Raw genomic sequence first — 20,019 nt, forward strand, 5'->3', positions numbered from 1 at the left:
ACCATTGGTTTTCACTAGCATCCTCTTCCCTCTTCGAGACTATGATTGGCCATTCCCATATGATATCCCATGCTTTCGGGCCACCGTTTTGTAGCTGGCAACGTTCGCCATCCCCGACGACCATTCCCGAAACCTTATTTTTCAAATGCCCCGGTGTTATCCTCGCCCCGAGGCCATCTGGTGCATCGAATCATTTTTAGTACTTTCATGCTCTGATTTTAACCTAAAAATAAAGCACGATTTGTGGACAAAAGCGAGTTATACCATTCTCTAAATTACGTCGACCATTCTAGACGAAAAAGGATGGAAATGGCCCAGCTGGTCGTTCAAGATCCCGAGCTGGTAGACCCGTTGCTGGAAATTGCTTTTGAAGTTGATGACCCTATATCTAGCCGAGCATGCTGGGTGCTTGAGTTCACCGCGAAGGAACATCTTTTCTACATTTTTCCCTACTTGGATTCGTTTGTGCGGAAACTGGGGCTGGTACACCTAGACTCCTCTGTGAGGCCCATTGCCAAGATATGTGAGTATTTGGTGAAATCTTATTTCTCAAAAACAGATAACGGTATCCGGTCGGCACTTAAGGAACATCATCTGGAACATATAGCCACTGCCTGTTTTGATTGGTTGATAAGCGAACAAAAAGTGGCCGCGCAGGCGTATTCAATGACCTGCCTGTTGTTGCTGGGTCGAAAATTTGATTGGATCCATCCCGAGTTGAAAATGATTTTGCTGCAAAACTATGCTTCCGGAAGTGCAGCCTACCAGGCCCGTGCACGATTGACGTTGAAAAAACTGAAGTGACCAGGGGACTTTCGGATGATGATGGTCAGGGTTTTAAAATGTCAATCCCATAAACCATGCGTATTGAACCATCGATATAATAGCGTAAAACAATCCGCCCATCAAACTTTTAAACTCTACTTGTAATAAGTATCTTTGGGCCGTTCAAAAACAACCAAATTTTAGATACATGTCCCTGACTCCATTAAACGCCATCTCGCCCATCGACGGGAGGTATCGCAATAAAACCGTCGGTTTGGCTCCTTATTTCTCCGAAGAGGCGTTGATAAAGTATCGGGTAAGGGTTGAAATAGACTATTTTATCGCGCTCTGCGAAATTCCATTGCCGCAATTAGCAACATTTGATTCCTCAAAATTCGATGCACTTCGTACCATATATAACTCCTTCAAACCTGAAGACGCACATGCTATAAAGGAAATAGAAAAAACGACCAACCACGATGTAAAGGCAGTAGAGTATTTTATCAAAAAACAATTCGATTCGCTAGGGTTGCAAGCGTATAAGGAATTCATCCATTTTGGCCTAACCTCCCAGGATATCAACAATACGGCCATCCCATTATCATTAAAGGAGGCAATGAACGAGGTCTACGTTCCGCATTACTTCGAATTGTTGGATACATTAAAGCAACTGGCAGCGGATTGGGCAGCCATACCAATGTTGGCGCGGACCCATGGGCAGCCCGCCTCCCCTACACGATTAGGTAAGGAAATCGATGTTTTCGTAGAACGATTCAAGGAACAGTTCAATCTATTGAACGATATTCCCAGTGCCGCAAAATTTGGTGGCGCTACCGGAAACTACAATGCCCACAAAGTTGCCTATCCCGATATCGACTGGAAAGCGTTCGGACAACAATTCGTACAGGAAAAACTCGGCCTGCACCACTCGTTCCCCACCACCCAAATAGAACACTACGACCATATGGCCGCCCTTTTCGATACCTTAAAACGTATCAATACTATTCTACTGGATTTGAATAGGGATTTCTGGACCTATGTTTCTATGGATTATTTTAAACAAAAAATCAAAAGGGGCGAAGTAGGATCCTCGGCCATGCCCCATAAGGTCAATCCCATAGATTTTGAGAATTCTGAGGGAAACCTCGGCATTGCCAACGCAATTTTTGAACACCTATCGGGTAAGCTACCGGTGTCAAGGCTACAGCGAGATTTAACCGACAGTACCGTTTTAAGAAATGTGGGGGTACCTTTTGCACATACCCTTATTGCATTTCAGTCTACCTTAAAGGGACTCAACAAACTATTGCTCAACAAAGAGAAGTTTGAACAAGATCTGGAAAACAATTGGGCGGTGGTCGCCGAAGCCATACAGACCATCCTAAGACGCGAAGGATACCCGAATCCGTATGAGGCCTTAAAGGGACTCACCCGCACCAACAAGGTAATCGACCAAGCTTCGATTGCCAATTTTATAGACACCTTGACAGTATCGGAAGCAATTAAAGACGAGTTGAAGAAAATTTCACCGGATAATTATACCGGAATCTAAGGGAAGTCTGTGGAACGATAAAAAAAAGACCTTTTTCCAAAGGTCTTTTTTTACTGCAAGTTTGATTAACCTTTTTTCTGAATTTCCACTTGATGTGGGTACGGAATTTCAATACCCGCTTTATCCAGCGCCAGTTTGCAACCTTCCAAGGTTCCAAAGTAGACATCCCAATAATCTTCCGGTTTGCAAAACGGACGCACGGCAAAATTTACGGAGCTATCCGCTAACTCGGATACGTTCACCGAAGGGGCGGGATCGTTCAGTACCTTGGGGTTCGAAGTAAGCACCTCGAGCAGTACCTCCTTGGCCTTTTTAATGTCTTCCCCGTACCCGATGCCTATCGTCGTATCGACACGCATTTTGCCCTCGGCCGTATAATTGATAATATTACCGTTTGCCATGGCGCCATTCGGTATGATGGCTAATTTGTTTTGAGGAGTGGTGAGTTTAGTGGTAAAAATCTCAATTTCCTTTACCACACCCAGAACGCCTTGGGCTTCTATCAAATCACCAATCTTATAAGGCTTAAAGATAATGATGAGAACACCTCCTGCAAAGTTAGACAGGGAGCCTTGCAGCGCCAATCCAATGGCCAAACCTGCCGCAGCGATAACAGCCGCAAGACTTGTTGTCTCCACTCCCAAAGTGGAAATCACCATGATTATCAGGAAAATCCGTAAGGTCCATGAAAAGAGGTTAAGCAGAAACTTTTGAAGGGATTCGTCGTAGTGTCTTGCGAGCATTACCTTTTTTAAAACCCCCACAATCTTTTTAATGACCCATGAGCCAATGAGGTAAATGAGAATGGCCCCTAAAATCTTTGGGCCATATTCGGTGATGAAATCAATACCTTTGTTCATCCAAATTTGAGCGTCTTCCATGTCAGTATTTTTTAGGTTAGTACCTTGTTTATAGTATTCTAGCGAATATATGAATTCGTTCCTGAAACAAAAAAACTATAGTTCGGTTTGCGATGCTGCTGCTCTATCTAACCAAAAAAACTCCCGTACCTTAAAACAAGTACGGGAGTTTTTATAATGATTCTTTTTTGTTTACCCACGGATAAACTCACCAAGTTCCCCAAGGCCTTCGCCTTTGTAATCGGATTTTTGAACTGCCTTTATAAACTGCGCCAAATGGGCAGGATTCATATCGTTTCCCAAAACCCTTACCAATAAAAATCCTTTATCATCACTATCGCCATAGATGACGACCTCATCGACTGCATCGTCATCGCCAAGATACTTTATCGTAGCTCTCCCATATTGGGTATTCATGCGCATTAGTTCATTGAACTTTTCGTCTTTCAGAATGGCCTTTACCTTCGTTTTCTCAGCCTTGTATTCGGCATCGTTGGAACCGTTCTTCTTGAAGGCCAACACGTTAAGCTTTCTCAAAGATTCCAAAGCTGCCCTTTCCTCCGTTGTTAGATCGGCTTCTTCCAAATTAAGCAAGCTTACAGGAAGATCCAACGATAAAAAGTTGGGATTTTCCGTACTATCCACATAGTACTCTTGCAGACTTTGGGTCGAAGAACAAGCTCCGAACAACACTAGAAACGCGAGGCTCAAAATTGATACTACTGTTCTCATATTTCGCAATTTAACCGGATAATTTTGTCCAAACCATCCGTTTATTTATTATTAGTTATTGTTTCAGCCTACTCTCCTTTTTCAGCTTTGTTCAGCTCTTTTGGAAGATTCATTTTCTCGGTCAATGAGCCAATTTTTCTCAAATCGATATCTCCGGTCAGGGTAACCAAAACCGTTTCCAATTTTCTCCCGTTGATGTCCAGGTCGGTATTTTTAATTCCTGACACAAACATGAGAAGCTCGGTCACATGATTGTCATCTTTCCCGTTTTTTACATAAAACTTTACGTTGACATCCTTATCTTTTACCCGCATCAGTTCTTCCAGGTCGGCTGATTTAAGGTATTTTTTAACAGTTGCCCGCATATCCGCGGAAACCCCTTTATCCTCGGTAATAAATACCTTTATGCCGTTAAGGCCCTTAGCCAATTCGATGAACTCTTCCGTTTCTTGGTCGCCTTCCACTTCAACGGAGCTAACAAGATTTATAAGACCTTTGTTGATAGTAACGGCCGCTACATGATCCATTTCGCCGTACTTGTCAAAAACTGATTGGGAAAATCCTGCGAGGGGAAAAATGGCTATTAAAAATACTACAAATATTTTTTTCATGACTGTTGTTTTTTGTTTGAAACCCCCTAGTTATCCTTTATGGAGGTCCGAAGATTAATTTCTAGATTGATTGATGATGGTTTCTTTGTCAATTTCGGTTACCAAGTGCTTCATAGAACTTGGCAACCGCCAATCGACCTTTGATTACTAATTATCCTTTATTTTTTTCTCCTGCCTTACCCAATTGCTCGCCTCCGGGCAAATCCATTTTTTGGGTCAATTTTGAAATATTCCGAAGGTTGATGTCACCGGTAAGGGACAATAAAACCGTTTCCAACTTTCTACCATTGACCTCGATATTCTGATCCTTCATGCCGGTCACGAACATCAAAAGTTCCTTTACGTGATCATCATCCTTTCCTTCCTTCACATAGAACTTTACGTTCGAATCACCATCGCGTACCCGCATCAATTCCTCAAAAGAAGAACTTTTCAAACGGGTAGTCACCCAACTACTTACATCTTTTGAAATAGCAGCATCCTCGGTAGTGATTACCTTAAAACTTGTTATCGAATTCACGAGGTCAAAAAACTCCTTTGCTTCCGGGTCATCCGAACTTACGCTCATTTTACCAAGCATTTGGAACATTTTGGGCTGCATCGCCACAAAGGTGACCTTGTCGTTATCCTCATACTTGTCAAAAATATCCTGACCGTAGGAGAGGATCGGGGAAACGGCCAAAAGGATGACTAAAATTATTTTTTTCATGATTTTTTTATTCTTTAGTTAAAAATTTGTTTGTGGTTTTCTCGAATTCTTCCAAGTGGGACAGCTGTGCGGTGCCCTTTTGGAAATTCACTCCGAGCATGGCCAGGGCCTCCTGGGCAGACTCGATTTCCGCTTGGGTGTACACCTCTGCCAAATCGGTGGGATCCGAAGATTTTGAGGGTTGGCCAAAATAAAGACCTATTAAAAGAACCCCTACAGCAGCTACAGAAACCCATTTGATATAGTTTCTTCTAGGTTTTAATGGGACCTGTTTGGTGAAGCGTTCTTCCTTGGCATTGGAAAAATATTGAAACATGGGGGCATACTGCTCTAGATGTGTTGGCACACTTTCCTGGGAGAAATATGTTCGTAAGGTTTCCTCTTCGGCGACCGTGGTGGCGGCCTCAAAATACTTTTCCAATAATTTTTCGATGTTATCCAATTCCATAGCGATGTTTTTGTAATAGTTTGTCTCTTACTAATTTTCTTGCCCTCGACAAGGCCACGCGAACAGCGGTGGGTTTCATATCGAGCATTTCTCCTATCTCGTCATAATCGTACTGCTCCACATCCCTTAACTGCAATACTAATTTTTGTTGTTCGGGCAGTTCCTCCATAATTTTCTGTACCCAGTCGACACTATCCCTTGCCTCTATTTGTTTTTGCAAGCCCGAGCTTTCCTCGGCATAGTTACTATGAACCAATTTCAAGTTGCCGGCTTGTTTTGACTTTAGTCGGTCCAAACAAAAATTTTTGGTCATCGTCATGGCAAAAGCTTCAACATTATTATACGACTCCATCATTTTCTTCTTGGACCAAAGTTTCAGCAATATTTCCTGAGTGGCATCCTCAGCTTCTTCAGTAGAGACCAGCAAACGCTTTGCCAATCTGTAGAGCTTATCCTTAAAAGGCATGACCACATTTAAAAATTCTGACTGCTGCATTCTGGTTGGGTTGTTTTCAAAACCATTATTAGCGGTTTACACAATCAAGACGACCGATAACTAATTTTGTTACAAAAAATTTTTTATTCCTATTTATGTAAGTAATTTAGGCCTTTGTTTACTAATTTTTCGGCTTTTCGACGGATACTATGATAACTTCCTTTCCCCGTTTATCAAAAATGGTAGGGTTTTTGTTCGATGGGTTGTTATTCAAAGAAAATCAAATAGTCCGTTTGGCTGAAAAATTCGTATGTAAATTCTAGTGGGAATCACTTAGACACGATTCCCAAGAAATGAGACGGAAATGACCCTTTTGCAAAACCTATCCGTTATAAAAGGCGAATTACATGAACCCCCTAAAATTAAATTAAGACGCATGAAAAAGTTTTTAGTATTGTTCTTGGCCTCCGGCCTTTTGTTTACCAGTTGTAATAAGGATGATGATGGCGATATCCCAAATCCCACAAATCCCAATCCGGACCCTGCTGCCGATGTTACCGTTCAGGACTTTATGTGGAGTGCCATGAATATCTGGTATTTTTGGCAAGAAAATGTGCCTAATTTGGCAGATGATCGATTTCCCAACACTACCGAAGGGTCCGAAGCCTATACGGAGTTTTTGGCCTCTGAACCCGATCCCGCGAAGTTTTTTGATGATAAATTGACCTTTAGTGAAGATCGTTTTAGTTTCTACTCCGACGACTATGAGGAATTGACAAAGGCTTTTGCCGGGGTTTCCAAAAGCAACGGATTAGAATTTGGTCTGGTACGTTTCTTTGAAAGTGATGATCTTTTCGGCTATGTACGGTATATCGTACCTGGCTCTGATGCCGCTACAAAAGATATTCAAAGGGGAGACATATTCACTGGTGTAGATGGCCAAACATTGACCATTAATAACTATATCGACCTGCTTTTCGGGGATAATGATACCTACACCCTTAACATGGCCGATATTGCAAACGACCAAATTAGTCCGAATGACCGGGAAGTTACCTTGACAAAACAAGTTGATTTGGCTGAGAATCCCGTGTTCTTGGATAAAATCTTTGATATCGGGGGGCAAAAAATAGGGTATTTGGTCTACAATAGCTTTACAAACGAATATGACGAAGATTTGAATGCCGCTTTTGGGCGGTTCGTAGCCGGGGGAGTAACCGACTTAGTACTTGACCTTCGCTATAATGGTGGAGGTTCCGTGAATACCGCACGATTACTATCAAGTATGATTTACGGTACCAATACCAGCAATCTTTTTCTAAGACAACGTTGGAACCCCAAGATCCAAGCCGCCTTTGGGGATGAAAATTTAGAGGATTACTTTGCTGACCAGACCAGCGCCGGTACACCGATCAATACCTTGAATCTTAGCAGGGTGTATATATTGGCTACTTTAAGTTCGGCCTCCGCAAGTGAATTGGTAATGAACGGGTTAGATCCCTATATGGACGTTATACACGTGGGTGAGACTACTAGGGGCAAAAATGAATTCTCTTTGACGTTTGTCGATGATCCGAACAGGGAAGGCGCTCCCTTCGTATACAGCCCGGAAAGAGAAAGCTCGATCAATCCCGATAACCGATGGGCCATACAGCCGTTGGTCGGCAGAAATGAGAATGCCGATGGCTTTTTCGACTATACTTCTGGATTTACCCCGGATATCCCATTGGAAGAAGATTTGGCCAACCTTGGCGTTTTAGGGGATGAAAATGAGCCATTGCTCGCTAGGGCGCTTCAAGAAATCACCGGTGCCTCCGCAAAAATTGATTTTACGGTTGAAATGCCTGCAAAAGCGTTTAACGATTCCAAAATGTTCTCCCCCATGAAAGACAGAATGATATTGGACAAGCCCTTGAACATCAACATCGACTTGAAAAAATAGTAAAAAAATATATCGGAAAAAGGCCTAGGGAAACCCGGGCCTTTTTTATGTCCCAATTTGCGATTCCAGTTTACAAAGAAAGGCTACATCCAACCCTAACATTCCGCCCCCTGGTGGTAAATCCAAGAACCTCCGTATAGGCCTGGTTAAACAGGTTGTTTACATTTAGAAATAGTTTCAGCTTATCCGCCAACAAAAAATGCCCCAGGTAGACGTCCACCAAGGAAAAAGAATCCAATGGCACATCGATTGTCGGAAATGATCTAAAATCGGAATCCGATCGTTCTCCGGTAAGGGTATAGCTTACCAAAGCGTTCGTTCTATCGGATATCCGATAGGCAAGAGAGGTGTTTATTTTGTGTTTAGGGATTCGGATGGCGTTATCGCCTTTGCGTTCCGTAAAGGTGTAATTCGCCGCAATCGTAAGCGCTTTTAAAGGGTTCCAGTTCGTTTCGAGCTCAACACCTTGGGCATCAATCGTGTTTTCGGCGTTGATACTTATAAAGTTTTGATCAAAGGTGATGAAGTTTTCTTCCTTACGGCTAAAATACAAGGTACTCACCCTAAGCTTTTTGTCAACGCTATATTCCAGTCCTCCCTCGATGGTTCGATTCTCCTCTGGCTCCAAATCGGGATTTGCACCAAAGGCACCATATAGTTGTGTTAGGTTGGGTGTAATATAAGAAGTGGCGTAAGAACCCAATACTTTTACATAGCCATTATCGGTCTTTAATGAAAATGAGGGATTCACATTGTACACCAAATGGGTACCGTATTCGGAATGATTGTTGACGCGTATTCCCGCGTTGACATTCAACCCAAAATCGGAAACATAAACCATATTGGCATAGGGGTCTACCAAAGTCATTTGCTCCGTCACTTCCAAATCAGCCTTGTCCTGAATAATATTAAGTCCTACAATGGTGTAGAAACGGTCGTTCACATTGTATTTGTTGTACAAGTCGAGCACCCAGTTATTTGACTGGAAAGTATCTGGAAAAGCACTACGATTTTCGGCATCATAGTCGCTAAAGGCGGCGTTTATTACAACAGTTCCTTTGCTATATGTATAGTTTGATGAAAGCCCCACTCGATGCTGTCGGCTTATAAATTCATAAGGGGCATCTACCAGTCCGAAGGATTCATCGAAAGCATTGTTCAACTTTGTTTGGTTCCCGTAGAGTCGTATTTGGAACGATTTGGTAATTTGATACCCAAACTGTATATCGGTGCTTACACGGGAAAATGGATCTCTTTCATTTCCCGGGGTCACGATGGCGGATAACCCATCGGTATAGGTGTTCGAAAAACCGACCAAGTATGAAAAATCGGTAAGCGTACCACTCATGCTCACGGCATTGGAAACCCTGGAAATATTGTAATTCTGATTATCAACGGTTTGATCGGTACCAAGACTGGATTCAACGGCCAGAGCGATTTTTCGTTTGGAGGTCTTCCTTGTCACTATATTGATGACCGCAGTGGCCGCATTAGTTCCATACAACGTACTGGCAGCACCCTTGATGATTTCCACCGACTCCACGTTGGCACTCGACAACAATCGCAAATCGTACTCCGACGAAAACGAGGATGGGTCCGAAACCCGTACCCCATCGATAACGATTAAGACTTGGCGACCCCGACCACCTCTCGCAAAAACTCCGAAAATGGCACCTTCCCTTCCGCGACTTCCGGCAATTTCCAACCCACTTTTGGTATTAATGACCTCAGCAATCGATTTTCCCTGATTTTGACGCAGTTCTTGCGATGTGATTTTGATGACCGTTTTTCCGGAGTTCTCCCGTTTCAATCGAAAACGGGAATCACTGACAACCACTTCCTCCAACTCCTGAACCGACAGGGAATCATTCTGTCGGGTTTGTGCAACAAGCCCAGTGCTTAGCCAGGCGGTAGCACAAAGGCATAGAAACCTTTTATTCATTTTTAAATCTCTAATCGAGCGAATAGTATGTCTTTACCCATACATAAACCTTTATCCCGAAAGTTTAAGAATTGTCGTTTGAATATGGCAGGTCTCCTGGCTTGCGTCTTATTACCCACCTTCCCGCTCCTATTGGTTTCTCCCAATAGCTACCAAAACCGATTCGGTATGTGCAGTGGTTTGAAGTTTGTAACAAGCATCCTCCCTTTTGGGGCGAACGTAGCTTACAGTTGCGGGAACAGCTCCAGATTTTTCCAAGGAAGCGATTGAAAGCGGTATTTGCTGAATTCATCCACTCCTTCAAATCACTGGATTCCCTTTTAATCCCATTGCTATCATAAACAATGGAAACCATGATTCCCGACGAAAGTAAACATTTTGTTTAATCTTTTAAGCTAAAGATGAAATAATCTTACTTTTGGACCATCCTTAAACGATTCCCTTGAAAAACCCGTTTTTACTTATCTTTATTTTGTTGTTTTTCAGCTGTAGATCCGAGAAAAAAGAGACCTTCCATTCTTCGGGAGGATCAATACCGCTACAAATTGATTACGCCCAGGGGTTCAGCTTGGAAAAATCCCCATCAGGATTTACGGTGGTCAAGGTAAGTTCTCCATGGCCCAATTCCGAAACTACGCTCACCTATGCGTTGATACCGAAAGAAAGGATGGCCCGAACGATAGTCGACAAAGATGAATTCGACGCAATTGTTGCGGTGCCCGTTGAACGCATTGTTGTCACTTCGACCACCCATATTCCTTCGTTGGAATCTTTGGGAGTAGCCGATCGACTCGTGGGTTTTCCCGATACAAAATATATTTCCTCCAAAACCACCCGAAAACGTATCGATAAGGGTTTTGTAAAAGAACTGGGGACCAACGAATTGATCAACACCGAAATGACCTTGGCCTTGAATCCAGAGGTCTTGGTGGGGTTTGGGATCGACGGTCAAAACAAAGCGTATGAAACCCTTAAAAGTTCGAACATCCCAGTGGTTTACAACGGTGACTGGACCGAGGAAACGCCTTTGGGAAAAGCGGAATGGATCAAATTCTTTGCTCCTTTCTTTCAAATGGAACAAAAAGGGGATAGTATTTTCAAGAAAATTGAAACGGCTTATGTAGAGGCCAAAGCCTTGGCAGCGAAGGCTGAAAACATCCCGACGGTAATGAGCGGTGCCCTGTACAAAGATGTTTGGTATCTCCCCGGTGGCAAAAGCTGGGCGGCCCAATTCATCTCGGATGCAAATGCCGAATACCTTTGGAAAGACTCCCAGGAAACAGGAAGCCTTTCATTGAGTTGGGAAACGGTGTTGGAGAAAGCTAGGGAAGCCGATTATTGGATATCCCCTTCCCAATTCGCTACCTATGACCAAATGCAACAAGCCAGCCCCCACTATCGGCAATTCAAGGCGTTCCAAAGAAAAAAGGTATATACGTTCGCCCATACCCTTGGCGACACCGGTGGATTGTTATACTACGAATTGGCTCCCCACAGGCCCGATTTGGTAATACGGGATTTGATCCATATTTTTCATCCTGGGTTACAGCCCAACCACCAACCTTTCTTTTTTAAGCCCTTACAATAATTGGGAAGCCAAAAAACATATCGAATTTCATTCTTACTGCTTCTCATCGTTCTGGTCGCCAGCTTCGTGCTGAATACAAGTTTGGGTTCCGTTTCCATACCAATGTCAGCAACGCTCCACACTGTTTTTGGCGGTAGCCTTGACAACGATTCATGGGAATACATTATTTGGAACTACCGAATTCCCAAGGCTTTCACCGCTAGTGTGGTCGGTGGGGCACTGGCCTTGAGCGGATTGCTGATGCAGACCTTGTTTAGAAACCCCTTGGCGGGCCCCTTCGTACTGGGTATTAGTTCAGGGGCGAGCTTGGGGGCTGCCTTACTGATTATGGGGTCCTCCATTTTCTCTGGAATCCTGACCCTGGGCTGGGTGAATGATATTTCACTGGCCATTGCCGCGAGTGCTGGAAGTTTTTTGGTACTGCTGGCCGTGATGGTGGTGGCATCAAAGGTAAAGGACACGATGGCCCTTTTAATTATCGGGTTAATGTTTGGAAGTATCACTGCCGCAGTGGTAAGCGTACTGTCCTATTTCACCAAAGCCGAACAGTTACAACAATTCGTTTATTGGTCCTTTGGCAGCGTAGGGAATCTATCTTGGCCACAATTGTGGCTGCTCCTGGCAATTATCGGTATCGGTATCGTGTTGAGCATTCTATCTATAAAAGCATTGAATGCGCTGCTTTTGGGAGAAAACTATGCCCGCAGCCTTGGGGTGCCCCTTAAAAAATCACGTTACACCGTTATTCTGGCTACGGGACTGTTGGCGGGGAGTGTTACCGCTTTTGCCGGGCCCATCGCTTTTGTCGGTCTCGCCGTACCCCACCTCACACGTCAGTTATTCGATACTACCGAACATAAGATATTGGTGCCGGCCGTGTTGATGTACGGGGCCATTTTAATGCTTCTTTGCGATACCGTGGCGCAGTTGCCCGGCTCGGCAAACGTATTGCCGATCAATGCCATCACAAGTATCCTAGGCGCTCCGGTCGTCATTTGGCTGTTGGTACGAAAACGGAAGATGGTATTTTGAAAAACGAAGTATACAGTACGAACCATGAAAATCAATCAAGAGGATAAATCTTGCCACGGCGTCTTCCCCCGCAGCCAAAGCAAACAATTGCTACATTTACATAGTGATAGTGCCTAAAACAACATATACCGCCTTAGAAGTAACCGATTTATCCATCGGATATGCATCAAATGAGATCGCTAACGCTATCAATTTTAGCCTGTCTGCAGGTGAATTGACCGCCATCGTAGGTGTCAATGGCATTGGGAAATCTACCTTATTGCGAACCATAGGCAATGTACAGCCCAAATTGTCGGGGAACATCGACTTGGAGGGAACGCCCCTCGAAGCACTTCACTCCAAGGCCTTGGCATCAAAAATCAGCGTTGTATTGACAGAACCCATCGCTTCAAAAAACATGACTGTCGTGGAACTGGTCGCCCTGGGAAGACAGCCCTATACCAATTGGATAGGTTCCTTATCCCCAAAAGATAAAGCTAAGATTACCGATTCCCTAAACCGGTTGGAATTACGGCATTTGAAAAACAAGAAGTGTTATGAATTGAGCGACGGACAGCTACAAAGGGTCCTGATCGCTCGCGCCTTGGCCCAGGACACCACCATTATGTTGTTAGACGAGCCAACCACCCACCTGGACCTCTATCATAAGGTACAGATTTTAAAGCTGTTGAAATCCATTGCACATGAAACCAATAAAACCATCCTTTTCACAAGTCATGAAATCGAGATGTGCATTCAACTTTGTGATACCATGCTTTTGTTGGACGGAGCCAATAATCCCTTTGGGCAACCTTGTGAACTGATCGGGAGTGGTGCCTTTGACAAACTGTTTCCCTCCGATACGGTCTCGTTCGATGCTACCTCGGGCTCGTTCCGAATCGAAAAGTAACTTGTGGGTGCACCTTCTGTTTTGTCATCAATCTTGTATCTTTACTTCAAACTTGATAGCTCATCAATGAACGAATATTTGATATACCTTTCGGTCGGCCTCCTTTGCTTGGGACTTGGCTATTTTTTGGGCGCCTACATTCAAACACTAAAGAGAAAGTCCGATCAAAGTGCTTTGGAAGAACGGGAACAACAGCTTCGCCAAACGGTCGCTAGCTTAGAGGGACGATTGAGTGATAGCGAGGAACAGAAAAGTCTCTTACAAGCTGAAAAAGAACAGATGGGGAACCGGATTGTCCGTTACGAAGCCGATATGGAGAACTTACATCTGAAAAACAGGGAACAAAAGGAAGAAGTAGAAAAACTCCAGGAAAAGTTTACCAAGGAATTTGAGAATCTGGCCAATAAAATACTGGAGGAAAAAAGCCTAAAGTTTACGGAGCGAAATGAAAAGAATATCAAAGACATTCTGACACCGCTCAATGAAAAAATACAGCTGTTCGAAAAAAAGGTCGAGGAAAGTCAAAAGGAAAACATCAGCATTCACTCCGCCTTAAAAGAACAATTATTGAATCTACAAACTCAAAATCTCAAGATTACCCAAGAAGCCGAAAATCTGACCAAGGCCCTAAAAGGGGACAGTAAAATGCAAGGAAACTGGGGCGAATTGGTACTGGAACGGGTACTCGAAAAATCCGGTTTGGAAAAAGACCGCGAATACACGGTGCAACAAAGTTTTAAATTGGCCGATGGAACAAGGGTACTACCCGATGTGATCATTCACCTTCCAGACGGCAAAAAAATGGTCGTCGATTCCAAGGTATCCCTTACCGATTACGAACGTTTCGTCAATGCCGAGGAAGAGGATGTACGGGATCGTTTTTTAAAGGAGCATATCAATTCCCTCCGAAAACATGTCGATCAACTTTCCGCCAAAAAATACGAAGATCTGTACGAAATGGAAAGTCCCGATTTTGTTTTGATGTTCGTGCCCATAGAACCTGCCTTTGCCATTGCAATCAACAATGATAGCACCCTTTATAACAAGGCTTTCGAGCAGAACATCGTTATCGTGACCCCCTCTACCCTGTTGGCTACCCTACGGACTATCGACAGCATGTGGAACAACGAAAAACAGCAGCGAAATGCCATCGAGATTGCGCGACAGGCCGGGGCGTTGTACGATAAGTTCGAAGGCTTTGTAAATGACCTTACCAAGGTGGGTAAAAAGATGGACGAGGCCAAATCGGAATACAAAGGGGCCATGAACAAATTGGTCGAAGGCCGAGGCAACATCATCATCAGTATCGAAAAACTGAAAAAAATGGGAGCCAAAGCGAAAAAGTCCATTCCCGACCCTATATTAAAGCGTGCGCAGGAAGATGATTACGAGGAGGTTTCCAGTGGACAGTGACCAATAAACCGGCGGCAGTTGGCGGTTTGAAAAAAGTTGGGTTGCGCTTGAATTGCTTTGGTATGGATTGATAGCGCGAGCAGGTAGGTATTATTATTTTAATTTCCTCTATGAAAAAAGTATTGGTCATCGGAATCGTCGGAGTCGTCTCCGTCCTCGCGTTGTATTACGCCTTTATCTATTTTGTGCCCTACAGCCAGGGGGTGCGTTCCGGCGAATTGATCAAGATCAGTAACAAAGGGGTATTTGTCAAAACCTGGGAGGGTGAAATAAGCCAAGGGATTTCGGGGGCACAGATTTTTGCATTTTCGGTATTGGACAAGGACCAGGAGGTTATCGACAAGTTACAGGAATACCAGGGGAGGTATGTGAAATTGCATTATACCGAACGCTTTGCGACCTTTTTCTGGTTGGGGGATACCAAATATTTCATTACCAAGGTCGAGCCCGAACAATCGCCCCATATGCGCAACTAAGGCTATGAAATGCAACAGGGCCATCTTCGAATCCAACCGGGATAGTTGAGGGCGAAATACCTCCCACCAATGGAATGCAATAGAGTAGAGACAGATGAAAAAATTCAAGACCGCTAGGGAGTCCAGGGTGTCGATTACGCAATTGATGCTACCCTCCCACTCCAATTTTGGGGGAAAAATCCATGGAGGACATATTTTGGGGTTAATGGACCAGATTGCCTTTGCCTGTGCCTCGAAGCACTCCCGGAAGTATTGCGTCACCGCCTCTGTCAACCGGGTCGATTTTTTAAGTCCGGTAGAGGTAGGGGAACTGTTGACCTTGAAAGCCTCGATCAACTACACGGGACGCACCTCCATGGTGGTCGGGGTTCGCGTAGAGTCACAAAACGTGACCACGGGTAAAAAACGCCATTGTAATTCCTCTTATTTTACGATGGTCGCCAAGGATGAAAATGGAAACAGTTCCCCCGTACCGGGGCTCTTGGTCCAAGACGAGCATGGTATTCGTAGATTCGCCAGAAGCAAGTTTCGAAAAGAAGCCGCTTTTCGTCGGGATACCCAATTTGACGAGAACCACTTCAATATAAAACAGTATATGGGCAGTTTGAAAACGGAAAATATCAAGATTGAACTCAAGTAAGCAATCCTGCTGCAGCCACATCTAAAAACCAAAGCAGCTTTCCCGAAGTCGGACGGACCAAGCTAGCGGGATAATTTGTGAACTCCCCCACCCCATTGATAATTTCCTTGACCTTTCGGGCCTTGTTTTCTCCCGTGACCAAAAATGTGACAATGTTCGCATTATTGATGATACGGCCGGTGATGGTAATCCTTTTTTGACCGGACTCGGGATGCACGGCAACCTCGCAGTTTTTTCGGGACTCCCATAACTGTATTTGATGCGGGAATATGGAAGCCGTATGGCCATCGTCGCCCAGGCCCAAAATGACCAAATCAAACCTAGGCAAACCGTTTTCCGTTGGCAAGCTCGAATCGAGCAGTTGACCGTACCGTTTGGCTTCGTGTTCCGGGGTGTTCTCCCCATTGATCGGGTGGATATTCTCTGCTGGGATATCGATTTTGGAAATCAAATGGTCTACCGTCATTTTAAAATTGCTTTCCTCATGGGTAGGTGGCACACAGCGCTCATCGCCCCAATACAATTGTACTTTGGTCCAATCGATATCGGGCTGGAAGTTGGCTGCTAATTCGTCGAAGACGACGGTCGGGGTACTACCTCCCGATAAGGCAATGTGCACCTTATCCCGGGCAGCGATCAATATCGCCAAATATCGGGCGAAATCGACCGCTACCTCTTGCTTGGTTTTTGAGATTTTCAGTTTCATGTACAAAGAATGTTTAACAGATGACACAAAATCCGGGATTGTCGGCCAAGTTCGCCCCGGGATTGCGCCACATGCCCAGACCCTCGATGAGTTCATCGGCGTTTTCCGGACCCCACACTCCCGCGGAATATCCATACACCTTGCTATCGGAGGTCTTCCAATACTCTAGGATAGGGTCTACAAATTCCCAAGCCGCCTCTACCTCATCTGCCCTTGCATACAAGGTAGCATCGCCCTGCATGGCATCCAACAGCAAACGTTCGTAGGCCTCCATCACACGGGTTTCGGCAAGACTGGAATAATAAAAATCAAGATTGGCCCGCTCTACCTTAAAACCCTGCCCGGGAACCTTGACCCCAAACTTTATGAGAATACCTTCATCGGGCTGTATACGGATGACCAGCTTATTGTCCTTTCCGTTCATGCCGGAATCCTTAAAGATGTGATGGTGCGGCGTTTTAAAATGGACCACGACTTCCGTGACCTTGGTAGGCATCCGTTTGGCCGTACGCACATAAAAAGGCACATCGGCCCATCGCCAATTATCCACGAAAAATTTAATGGCGGCATAGGTCTCCGTGGTCGATTCGGGGTCTACTCCCTCCTCTTCCCGATAGCCTTTGACCTTTTTCCCACCGATCATCGAACTTACATACTGGGCGCGAATCGTATTTTCCCGAAGGGTCTTGTCGTCCCTCATGATTCGGAGCGATTTCAACGCCTTTACCTTTTCGTTTCGAATTTCCTCCGCATCGGCACCGATAGGAGGTTCCATAACGACCAAGGATACGATTTGGAGCAAGTGGTTTTGAAACATATCTCGCAACGCACCGGACTTGTCATAATAACCGCCCCGTTTCTCTACGCCCCCGCTTTCGGCATTGGTAATCTCTACATGATGAATATAGTTCCGGTTCCAGAGCGGTTCAAAGATGCTGTTCGCAAACCGCGTCACCAAGAGGTTCTGCACGGTTTCCTTCCCCAAATAATGATCGATACGATAAATCTGCGATTCCTTAAAATATTCGTGTAGTCCGTCATTAAGCTGTCTCGCGCTCTCCAGACTATACCCAAACGGTTTTTCAACGATCAGCCGTTTCCAACCATTCTTCTCGGACGCCAATCCCTGCTCACAAATATTCTTGGCGATGGCTTCATAAAGACTGGGAGGCGTAGATAGATAAAAAATATAATTGTTATCGGTCTGAAAGCGGCTGTTCAATTCCGATATACGTTCCGCCAAGTCCGAATAATCGGTGTCATACTCCTTCCCCAAATCGGTATAAAAAATCTTCCCGGAAAAGGTTTGTATCGCTTTGGAAGTCCCGTTTTTGATTTCCTCCTCCAGATACTTGCTTTCCAAGACCACCCGTCGGCGAAAATCCTCATCCGATAGGTTTGAACGGCTGGCGCCCAGTACCACAAAGTTTTCGGGAAGATGGCCGTTTTTATAGAGATTAAAGAGTGCAGGCACCAGTTTGCGAGCTGTAAGGTCGCCCGAGGCGCCAAAAATAATCAGCAATTGATTTTCTGTATTCGTCATTCTTAGGTTTCCGTTTCTTAGGTTTCTAAATATAGCCATCCTATCGGAGTTTCCAAGACAAAGCGGACCGAAACTGAATATTTTCAGTTATTTTTGATTGCATCGGTTTATTAATGAACATATCTTAAAAATACATGGAGCAACAATATGATTTTGGATTGATCGGCCTCGGGGTAATGGGGCGTAATTTTATACTCAATGTGGCCGATAACGGCTTTACGGCTTATGGCAACGATCTGGACGAAGAGAAAGTAAATGCGCTGAAGGAGGAAGGCGGGGATCTCAACAAGGTAAATGCCACTACGGAGGTCGCTACGTTTGTAAAGGCCTTGGCCCGACCGCGAAAAATCATGATGCTCGTACCGGCTGGTAAAATTGTCGATACGGTCATCGAAGGACTGTTGCCCCATATCGAAAAGGGTGATATTTTAATCGATGGAGGAAATTCCTTTTTTACCGATACCGACCGTAGGGAAGCCCATTTAAGTGAAAAAGGCATCCATTTTTTTGGGGCGGGTGTCTCGGGTGGCGCCAAAGGGGCCAGAAAGGGTCCCAGTATCATGCCCGGGGGTTCGAAAGCAGGTTACGCGGCCGTACAGCCGATTTTTGAAGCGGTTGCGGCCAAATACAAAGGCGAGCCCTGTGTGGCCTATTTAGGACCCAAATCGGCTGGGAATTATGTCAAAATGGTGCATAACGGCATCGAATACGGATTGATGCAACTGACCTCCGAAATCTATGACGTCTTAAAAAAGGGCGGTGACTTCGATAACGATGAATTGCACCATACCTTTCAAAAATGGAACGAAGGGCGTCTCGCCTCGTTTCTAGTGGAGATTACCTCCGAGATTTTTGAACAGGAAGACGAACTGGGCGAAGGCCGATTGGTGGATCAAATACTGGATAAGGCAAAACAAAAAGGTACTGGAAAATGGACCTCCCAAAATGCCATGGATTTAGGGATTCCCGTCCCTTCCATCGATATCGCCGTGAGCATGCGTGAACTATCGGCCCTCAAGGATGAACGTGTAAAGGCCGACGATTTATACGACCGCCCGGAGGTTGAAATGATAGACCAAACGGTTCTCGAAAAAATGGCCGAGGAAGCCCTCTACTTTTCTTTTATTGTTACCTACGCCCAGGGATTGCACCAACTGGCCGATGCCTCGAAAGAATACGGTTATAATTTGGATATCGCCACCATCGCCAAAATCTGGCGGGCGGGCTGTATTATCCGTGCGGGGCTCTTGGCAGATATCACCAAAGCGTTCCAGACAGATGCGGCCCTACCCAATTTACTTTTATCGTCTTCCTTTGTCGATAAAGTCAAAGGCACCGTTGCCTCTGCCAGGGAGTTGGCGGCCTACGGGGCTAAAAATGGGATTCCACTCCCAGGCCTATCCAACTCCCTCACCTATTTCGATGCTTATACCTCGAGTCGATTACCATTAAATCTTATCCAAGCGCAACGGGATTATTTCGGGAGCCATACTTACGAACGACTCGACCGTGAAGGAATTTTTCATACGGAGTGGGAATCGTGACTATTAGAATAAAAGGGTTATGTAATCACTGATGATATTTCAACATTGGTGTCAATTCCGGATGATTTTAAGAAAGAAAAAATTCTTAAAAAAGCATGAAAAGACAACAAATCATCCGAGAAATTAACATCCTAAAAAACAACACCTAAACAGGATGCACGAGTTACAAAAATGGTATTGGCATCGTTATA

General features: G+C 44.6%; 19 protein-coding genes and 1 riboswitch. Of the genes, 10 read left to right on the forward strand and 9 right to left on the reverse strand.

The window, feature by feature from the left end; translation table 11 throughout:
- Positions 1-309 precede the first annotated feature (309 nt).
- Positions 310-804, forward strand: coding sequence for an adenylosuccinate lyase (locus FK220_RS08460; protein WP_317168315.1), 495 nt, complete (start codon positions 310-312; stop codon positions 802-804).
- Positions 805-973: 169 nt separating this feature from the next.
- The gene (gene purB / locus FK220_RS08465) at positions 974-2,317 is read left to right on the forward strand and encodes an adenylosuccinate lyase (RefSeq protein ID WP_152573881.1); all 1,344 of its coding nucleotides are present in this window, start codon (positions 974-976) and stop codon (positions 2,315-2,317) included.
- Between the two features lie 65 nt (positions 2,318-2,382).
- On the opposite strand, the gene FK220_RS08470 is transcribed toward purB, so the two are convergent.
- The 6 genes from FK220_RS08470 to FK220_RS08495 form a co-directional block, all read right to left on the reverse strand.
- A complete protein-coding gene (locus FK220_RS08470) occupies positions 2,383-3,198 on the reverse strand; it encodes a mechanosensitive ion channel family protein (RefSeq protein WP_152573882.1) in 816 nt (271 codons plus the stop codon).
- A 171-nt stretch (positions 3,199-3,369) separates the two neighbouring features.
- Complete coding sequence (locus FK220_RS08475) at positions 3,370-3,909, reverse strand: DUF4252 domain-containing protein (protein WP_152573883.1); 540 nt, start codon at positions 3,907-3,909, stop codon at positions 3,370-3,372.
- Positions 3,910-3,977: 68 nt separating this feature from the next.
- Positions 3,978-4,520 (reverse strand): DUF4252 domain-containing protein, encoded by a 543-nt coding sequence (locus FK220_RS08480; RefSeq protein ID WP_152573884.1) that lies wholly within the window; start codon positions 4,518-4,520, stop codon positions 3,978-3,980.
- Positions 4,521-4,671: 151 nt separating this feature from the next.
- Positions 4,672-5,229, reverse strand: a complete 558-nt coding sequence (locus tag FK220_RS08485; protein ID WP_152573885.1) for a DUF4252 domain-containing protein — start codon at positions 5,227-5,229, stop codon at positions 4,672-4,674.
- 7 nt (positions 5,230-5,236) lie between these two features.
- Complete coding sequence (locus FK220_RS08490) at positions 5,237-5,677, reverse strand: hypothetical protein (RefSeq protein ID WP_152573886.1); 441 nt, start codon at positions 5,675-5,677, stop codon at positions 5,237-5,239.
- Positions 5,664-6,173: an RNA polymerase sigma factor gene (locus tag FK220_RS08495; RefSeq protein ID WP_152573887.1), complete on the reverse strand. Its 510-nt coding sequence runs from the start codon at positions 6,171-6,173 to the stop codon at positions 5,664-5,666. The genes FK220_RS08490 and FK220_RS08495 overlap by 14 nt, the downstream gene beginning before the upstream one ends.
- A gap of 376 nt (positions 6,174-6,549) precedes the next feature.
- On the opposite strand from FK220_RS08495, the gene FK220_RS08500 reads away from it, so the two are divergent.
- Entirely contained in the window at positions 6,550-8,055 is a 1,506-nt protein-coding gene (locus tag FK220_RS08500) for a S41 family peptidase (RefSeq protein ID WP_152573888.1), read from the forward strand.
- A gap of 70 nt (positions 8,056-8,125) precedes the next feature.
- Here FK220_RS08500 and FK220_RS08505 read toward each other — a convergent pair whose 3' ends face one another.
- Positions 8,126-9,997 carry a TonB-dependent receptor plug domain-containing protein gene (locus FK220_RS08505; RefSeq protein WP_152573889.1) on the reverse strand — a complete coding sequence of 624 codons (1,872 nt, stop codon included), beginning with the start codon at positions 9,995-9,997 and terminating at the stop codon, positions 8,126-8,128.
- 69 nt (positions 9,998-10,066) lie between these two features.
- Positions 10,067-10,368, reverse strand: a riboswitch (cobalamin riboswitch).
- Positions 10,369-10,439: 71 nt separating this feature from the next.
- Between FK220_RS08505 and FK220_RS08510 the strand changes: the two genes are divergently transcribed.
- The 6 genes from FK220_RS08510 (at position 10,440) to FK220_RS08535 (ending at position 16,035) form a co-directional block, all read left to right on the forward strand.
- Positions 10,440-11,585 (forward strand): ABC transporter substrate-binding protein, encoded by a 1,146-nt coding sequence (locus FK220_RS08510; RefSeq protein WP_152573890.1) that lies wholly within the window; start codon positions 10,440-10,442, stop codon positions 11,583-11,585.
- On the forward strand, positions 11,586-12,617 hold the full coding sequence (locus FK220_RS08515; RefSeq protein ID WP_152573891.1) for a FecCD family ABC transporter permease: 1,032 nt from the start codon (positions 11,586-11,588) through the stop codon (positions 12,615-12,617).
- A gap of 109 nt (positions 12,618-12,726) precedes the next feature.
- The gene (locus FK220_RS08520) at positions 12,727-13,506 is read left to right on the forward strand and encodes an ABC transporter ATP-binding protein (protein WP_317168316.1); all 780 of its coding nucleotides are present in this window, start codon (positions 12,727-12,729) and stop codon (positions 13,504-13,506) included.
- A gap of 66 nt (positions 13,507-13,572) precedes the next feature.
- Entirely contained in the window at positions 13,573-14,919 is a 1,347-nt protein-coding gene (gene rmuC, locus FK220_RS08525) for a DNA recombination protein RmuC (protein WP_152573892.1), read from the forward strand.
- A gap of 110 nt (positions 14,920-15,029) precedes the next feature.
- Entirely contained in the window at positions 15,030-15,395 is a 366-nt protein-coding gene (locus FK220_RS08530; RefSeq protein WP_152573893.1) for a 6-phosphogluconate dehydrogenase, read from the forward strand.
- A 94-nt stretch (positions 15,396-15,489) separates the two neighbouring features.
- Positions 15,490-16,035, forward strand: coding sequence for an acyl-CoA thioesterase (locus tag FK220_RS08535; RefSeq protein ID WP_152573894.1), 546 nt, complete (start codon positions 15,490-15,492; stop codon positions 16,033-16,035).
- Here the strand turns inward: FK220_RS08535 and pgl are convergent.
- Positions 16,028-16,741, reverse strand: a complete 714-nt coding sequence (gene pgl, locus FK220_RS08540) for a 6-phosphogluconolactonase (RefSeq protein WP_152573895.1) — start codon at positions 16,739-16,741, stop codon at positions 16,028-16,030. The two genes, FK220_RS08535 and pgl, sit on opposite strands and share 8 nt — an antisense overlap.
- 13 nt (positions 16,742-16,754) lie before the next feature.
- The gene (gene zwf, locus FK220_RS08545) at positions 16,755-18,284 is read right to left on the reverse strand and encodes a glucose-6-phosphate dehydrogenase (RefSeq protein WP_152573896.1); all 1,530 of its coding nucleotides are present in this window, start codon (positions 18,282-18,284) and stop codon (positions 16,755-16,757) included.
- A gap of 134 nt (positions 18,285-18,418) precedes the next feature.
- On the opposite strand from zwf, the gene gndA reads away from it, so the two are divergent.
- Positions 18,419-19,828, forward strand: coding sequence for an NADP-dependent phosphogluconate dehydrogenase (gene gndA / locus FK220_RS08550; RefSeq protein WP_152573897.1), 1,410 nt, complete (start codon positions 18,419-18,421; stop codon positions 19,826-19,828).
- Positions 19,829-20,019 lie beyond the last annotated feature (191 nt).

The sequence above is a fragment of the Pelagihabitans pacificus genome (assembly GCF_009371985.2).
Taxonomy (GTDB): domain Bacteria; phylum Bacteroidota; class Bacteroidia; order Flavobacteriales; family Flavobacteriaceae; genus Pelagihabitans; species Pelagihabitans pacificus.

Coding starts and splice junctions, on each gene's coding strand:
- FK220_RS08460 (WP_317168315.1), top strand. CDS start 310: ATGGCCCAGCTGGTCGTTCAAGATCCCGAGCTGGTAGACCCGTTGCTG.
- purB (WP_152573881.1), top strand. CDS start 974: ATGTCCCTGACTCCATTAAACGCCATCTCGCCCATCGACGGGAGGTAT.
- FK220_RS08470 (WP_152573882.1), bottom strand. CDS start 3,198: ATGGAAGACGCTCAAATTTGGATGAACAAAGGTATTGATTTCATCACC.
- FK220_RS08475 (WP_152573883.1), bottom strand. CDS start 3,909: ATGAGAACAGTAGTATCAATTTTGAGCCTCGCGTTTCTAGTGTTGTTC.
- FK220_RS08480 (WP_152573884.1), bottom strand. CDS start 4,520: ATGAAAAAAATATTTGTAGTATTTTTAATAGCCATTTTTCCCCTCGCA.
- FK220_RS08485 (WP_152573885.1), bottom strand. CDS start 5,229: ATGAAAAAAATAATTTTAGTCATCCTTTTGGCCGTTTCCCCGATCCTC.
- FK220_RS08490 (WP_152573886.1), bottom strand. CDS start 5,677: ATGGAATTGGATAACATCGAAAAATTATTGGAAAAGTATTTTGAGGCC.
- FK220_RS08495 (WP_152573887.1), bottom strand. CDS start 6,173: ATGCAGCAGTCAGAATTTTTAAATGTGGTCATGCCTTTTAAGGATAAG.
- FK220_RS08500 (WP_152573888.1), top strand. CDS start 6,550: ATGAAAAAGTTTTTAGTATTGTTCTTGGCCTCCGGCCTTTTGTTTACC.
- FK220_RS08505 (WP_152573889.1), bottom strand. CDS start 9,997: ATGAATAAAAGGTTTCTATGCCTTTGTGCTACCGCCTGGCTAAGCACT.
- rmuC (WP_152573892.1), top strand. CDS start 13,573: ATGAACGAATATTTGATATACCTTTCGGTCGGCCTCCTTTGCTTGGGA.
- FK220_RS08530 (WP_152573893.1), top strand. CDS start 15,030: ATGAAAAAAGTATTGGTCATCGGAATCGTCGGAGTCGTCTCCGTCCTC.
- FK220_RS08535 (WP_152573894.1), top strand. CDS start 15,490: ATGAAAAAATTCAAGACCGCTAGGGAGTCCAGGGTGTCGATTACGCAA.
- pgl (WP_152573895.1), bottom strand. CDS start 16,741: ATGAAACTGAAAATCTCAAAAACCAAGCAAGAGGTAGCGGTCGATTTC.
- zwf (WP_152573896.1), bottom strand. CDS start 18,284: ATGACGAATACAGAAAATCAATTGCTGATTATTTTTGGCGCCTCGGGC.
- gndA (WP_152573897.1), top strand. CDS start 18,419: ATGGAGCAACAATATGATTTTGGATTGATCGGCCTCGGGGTAATGGGG.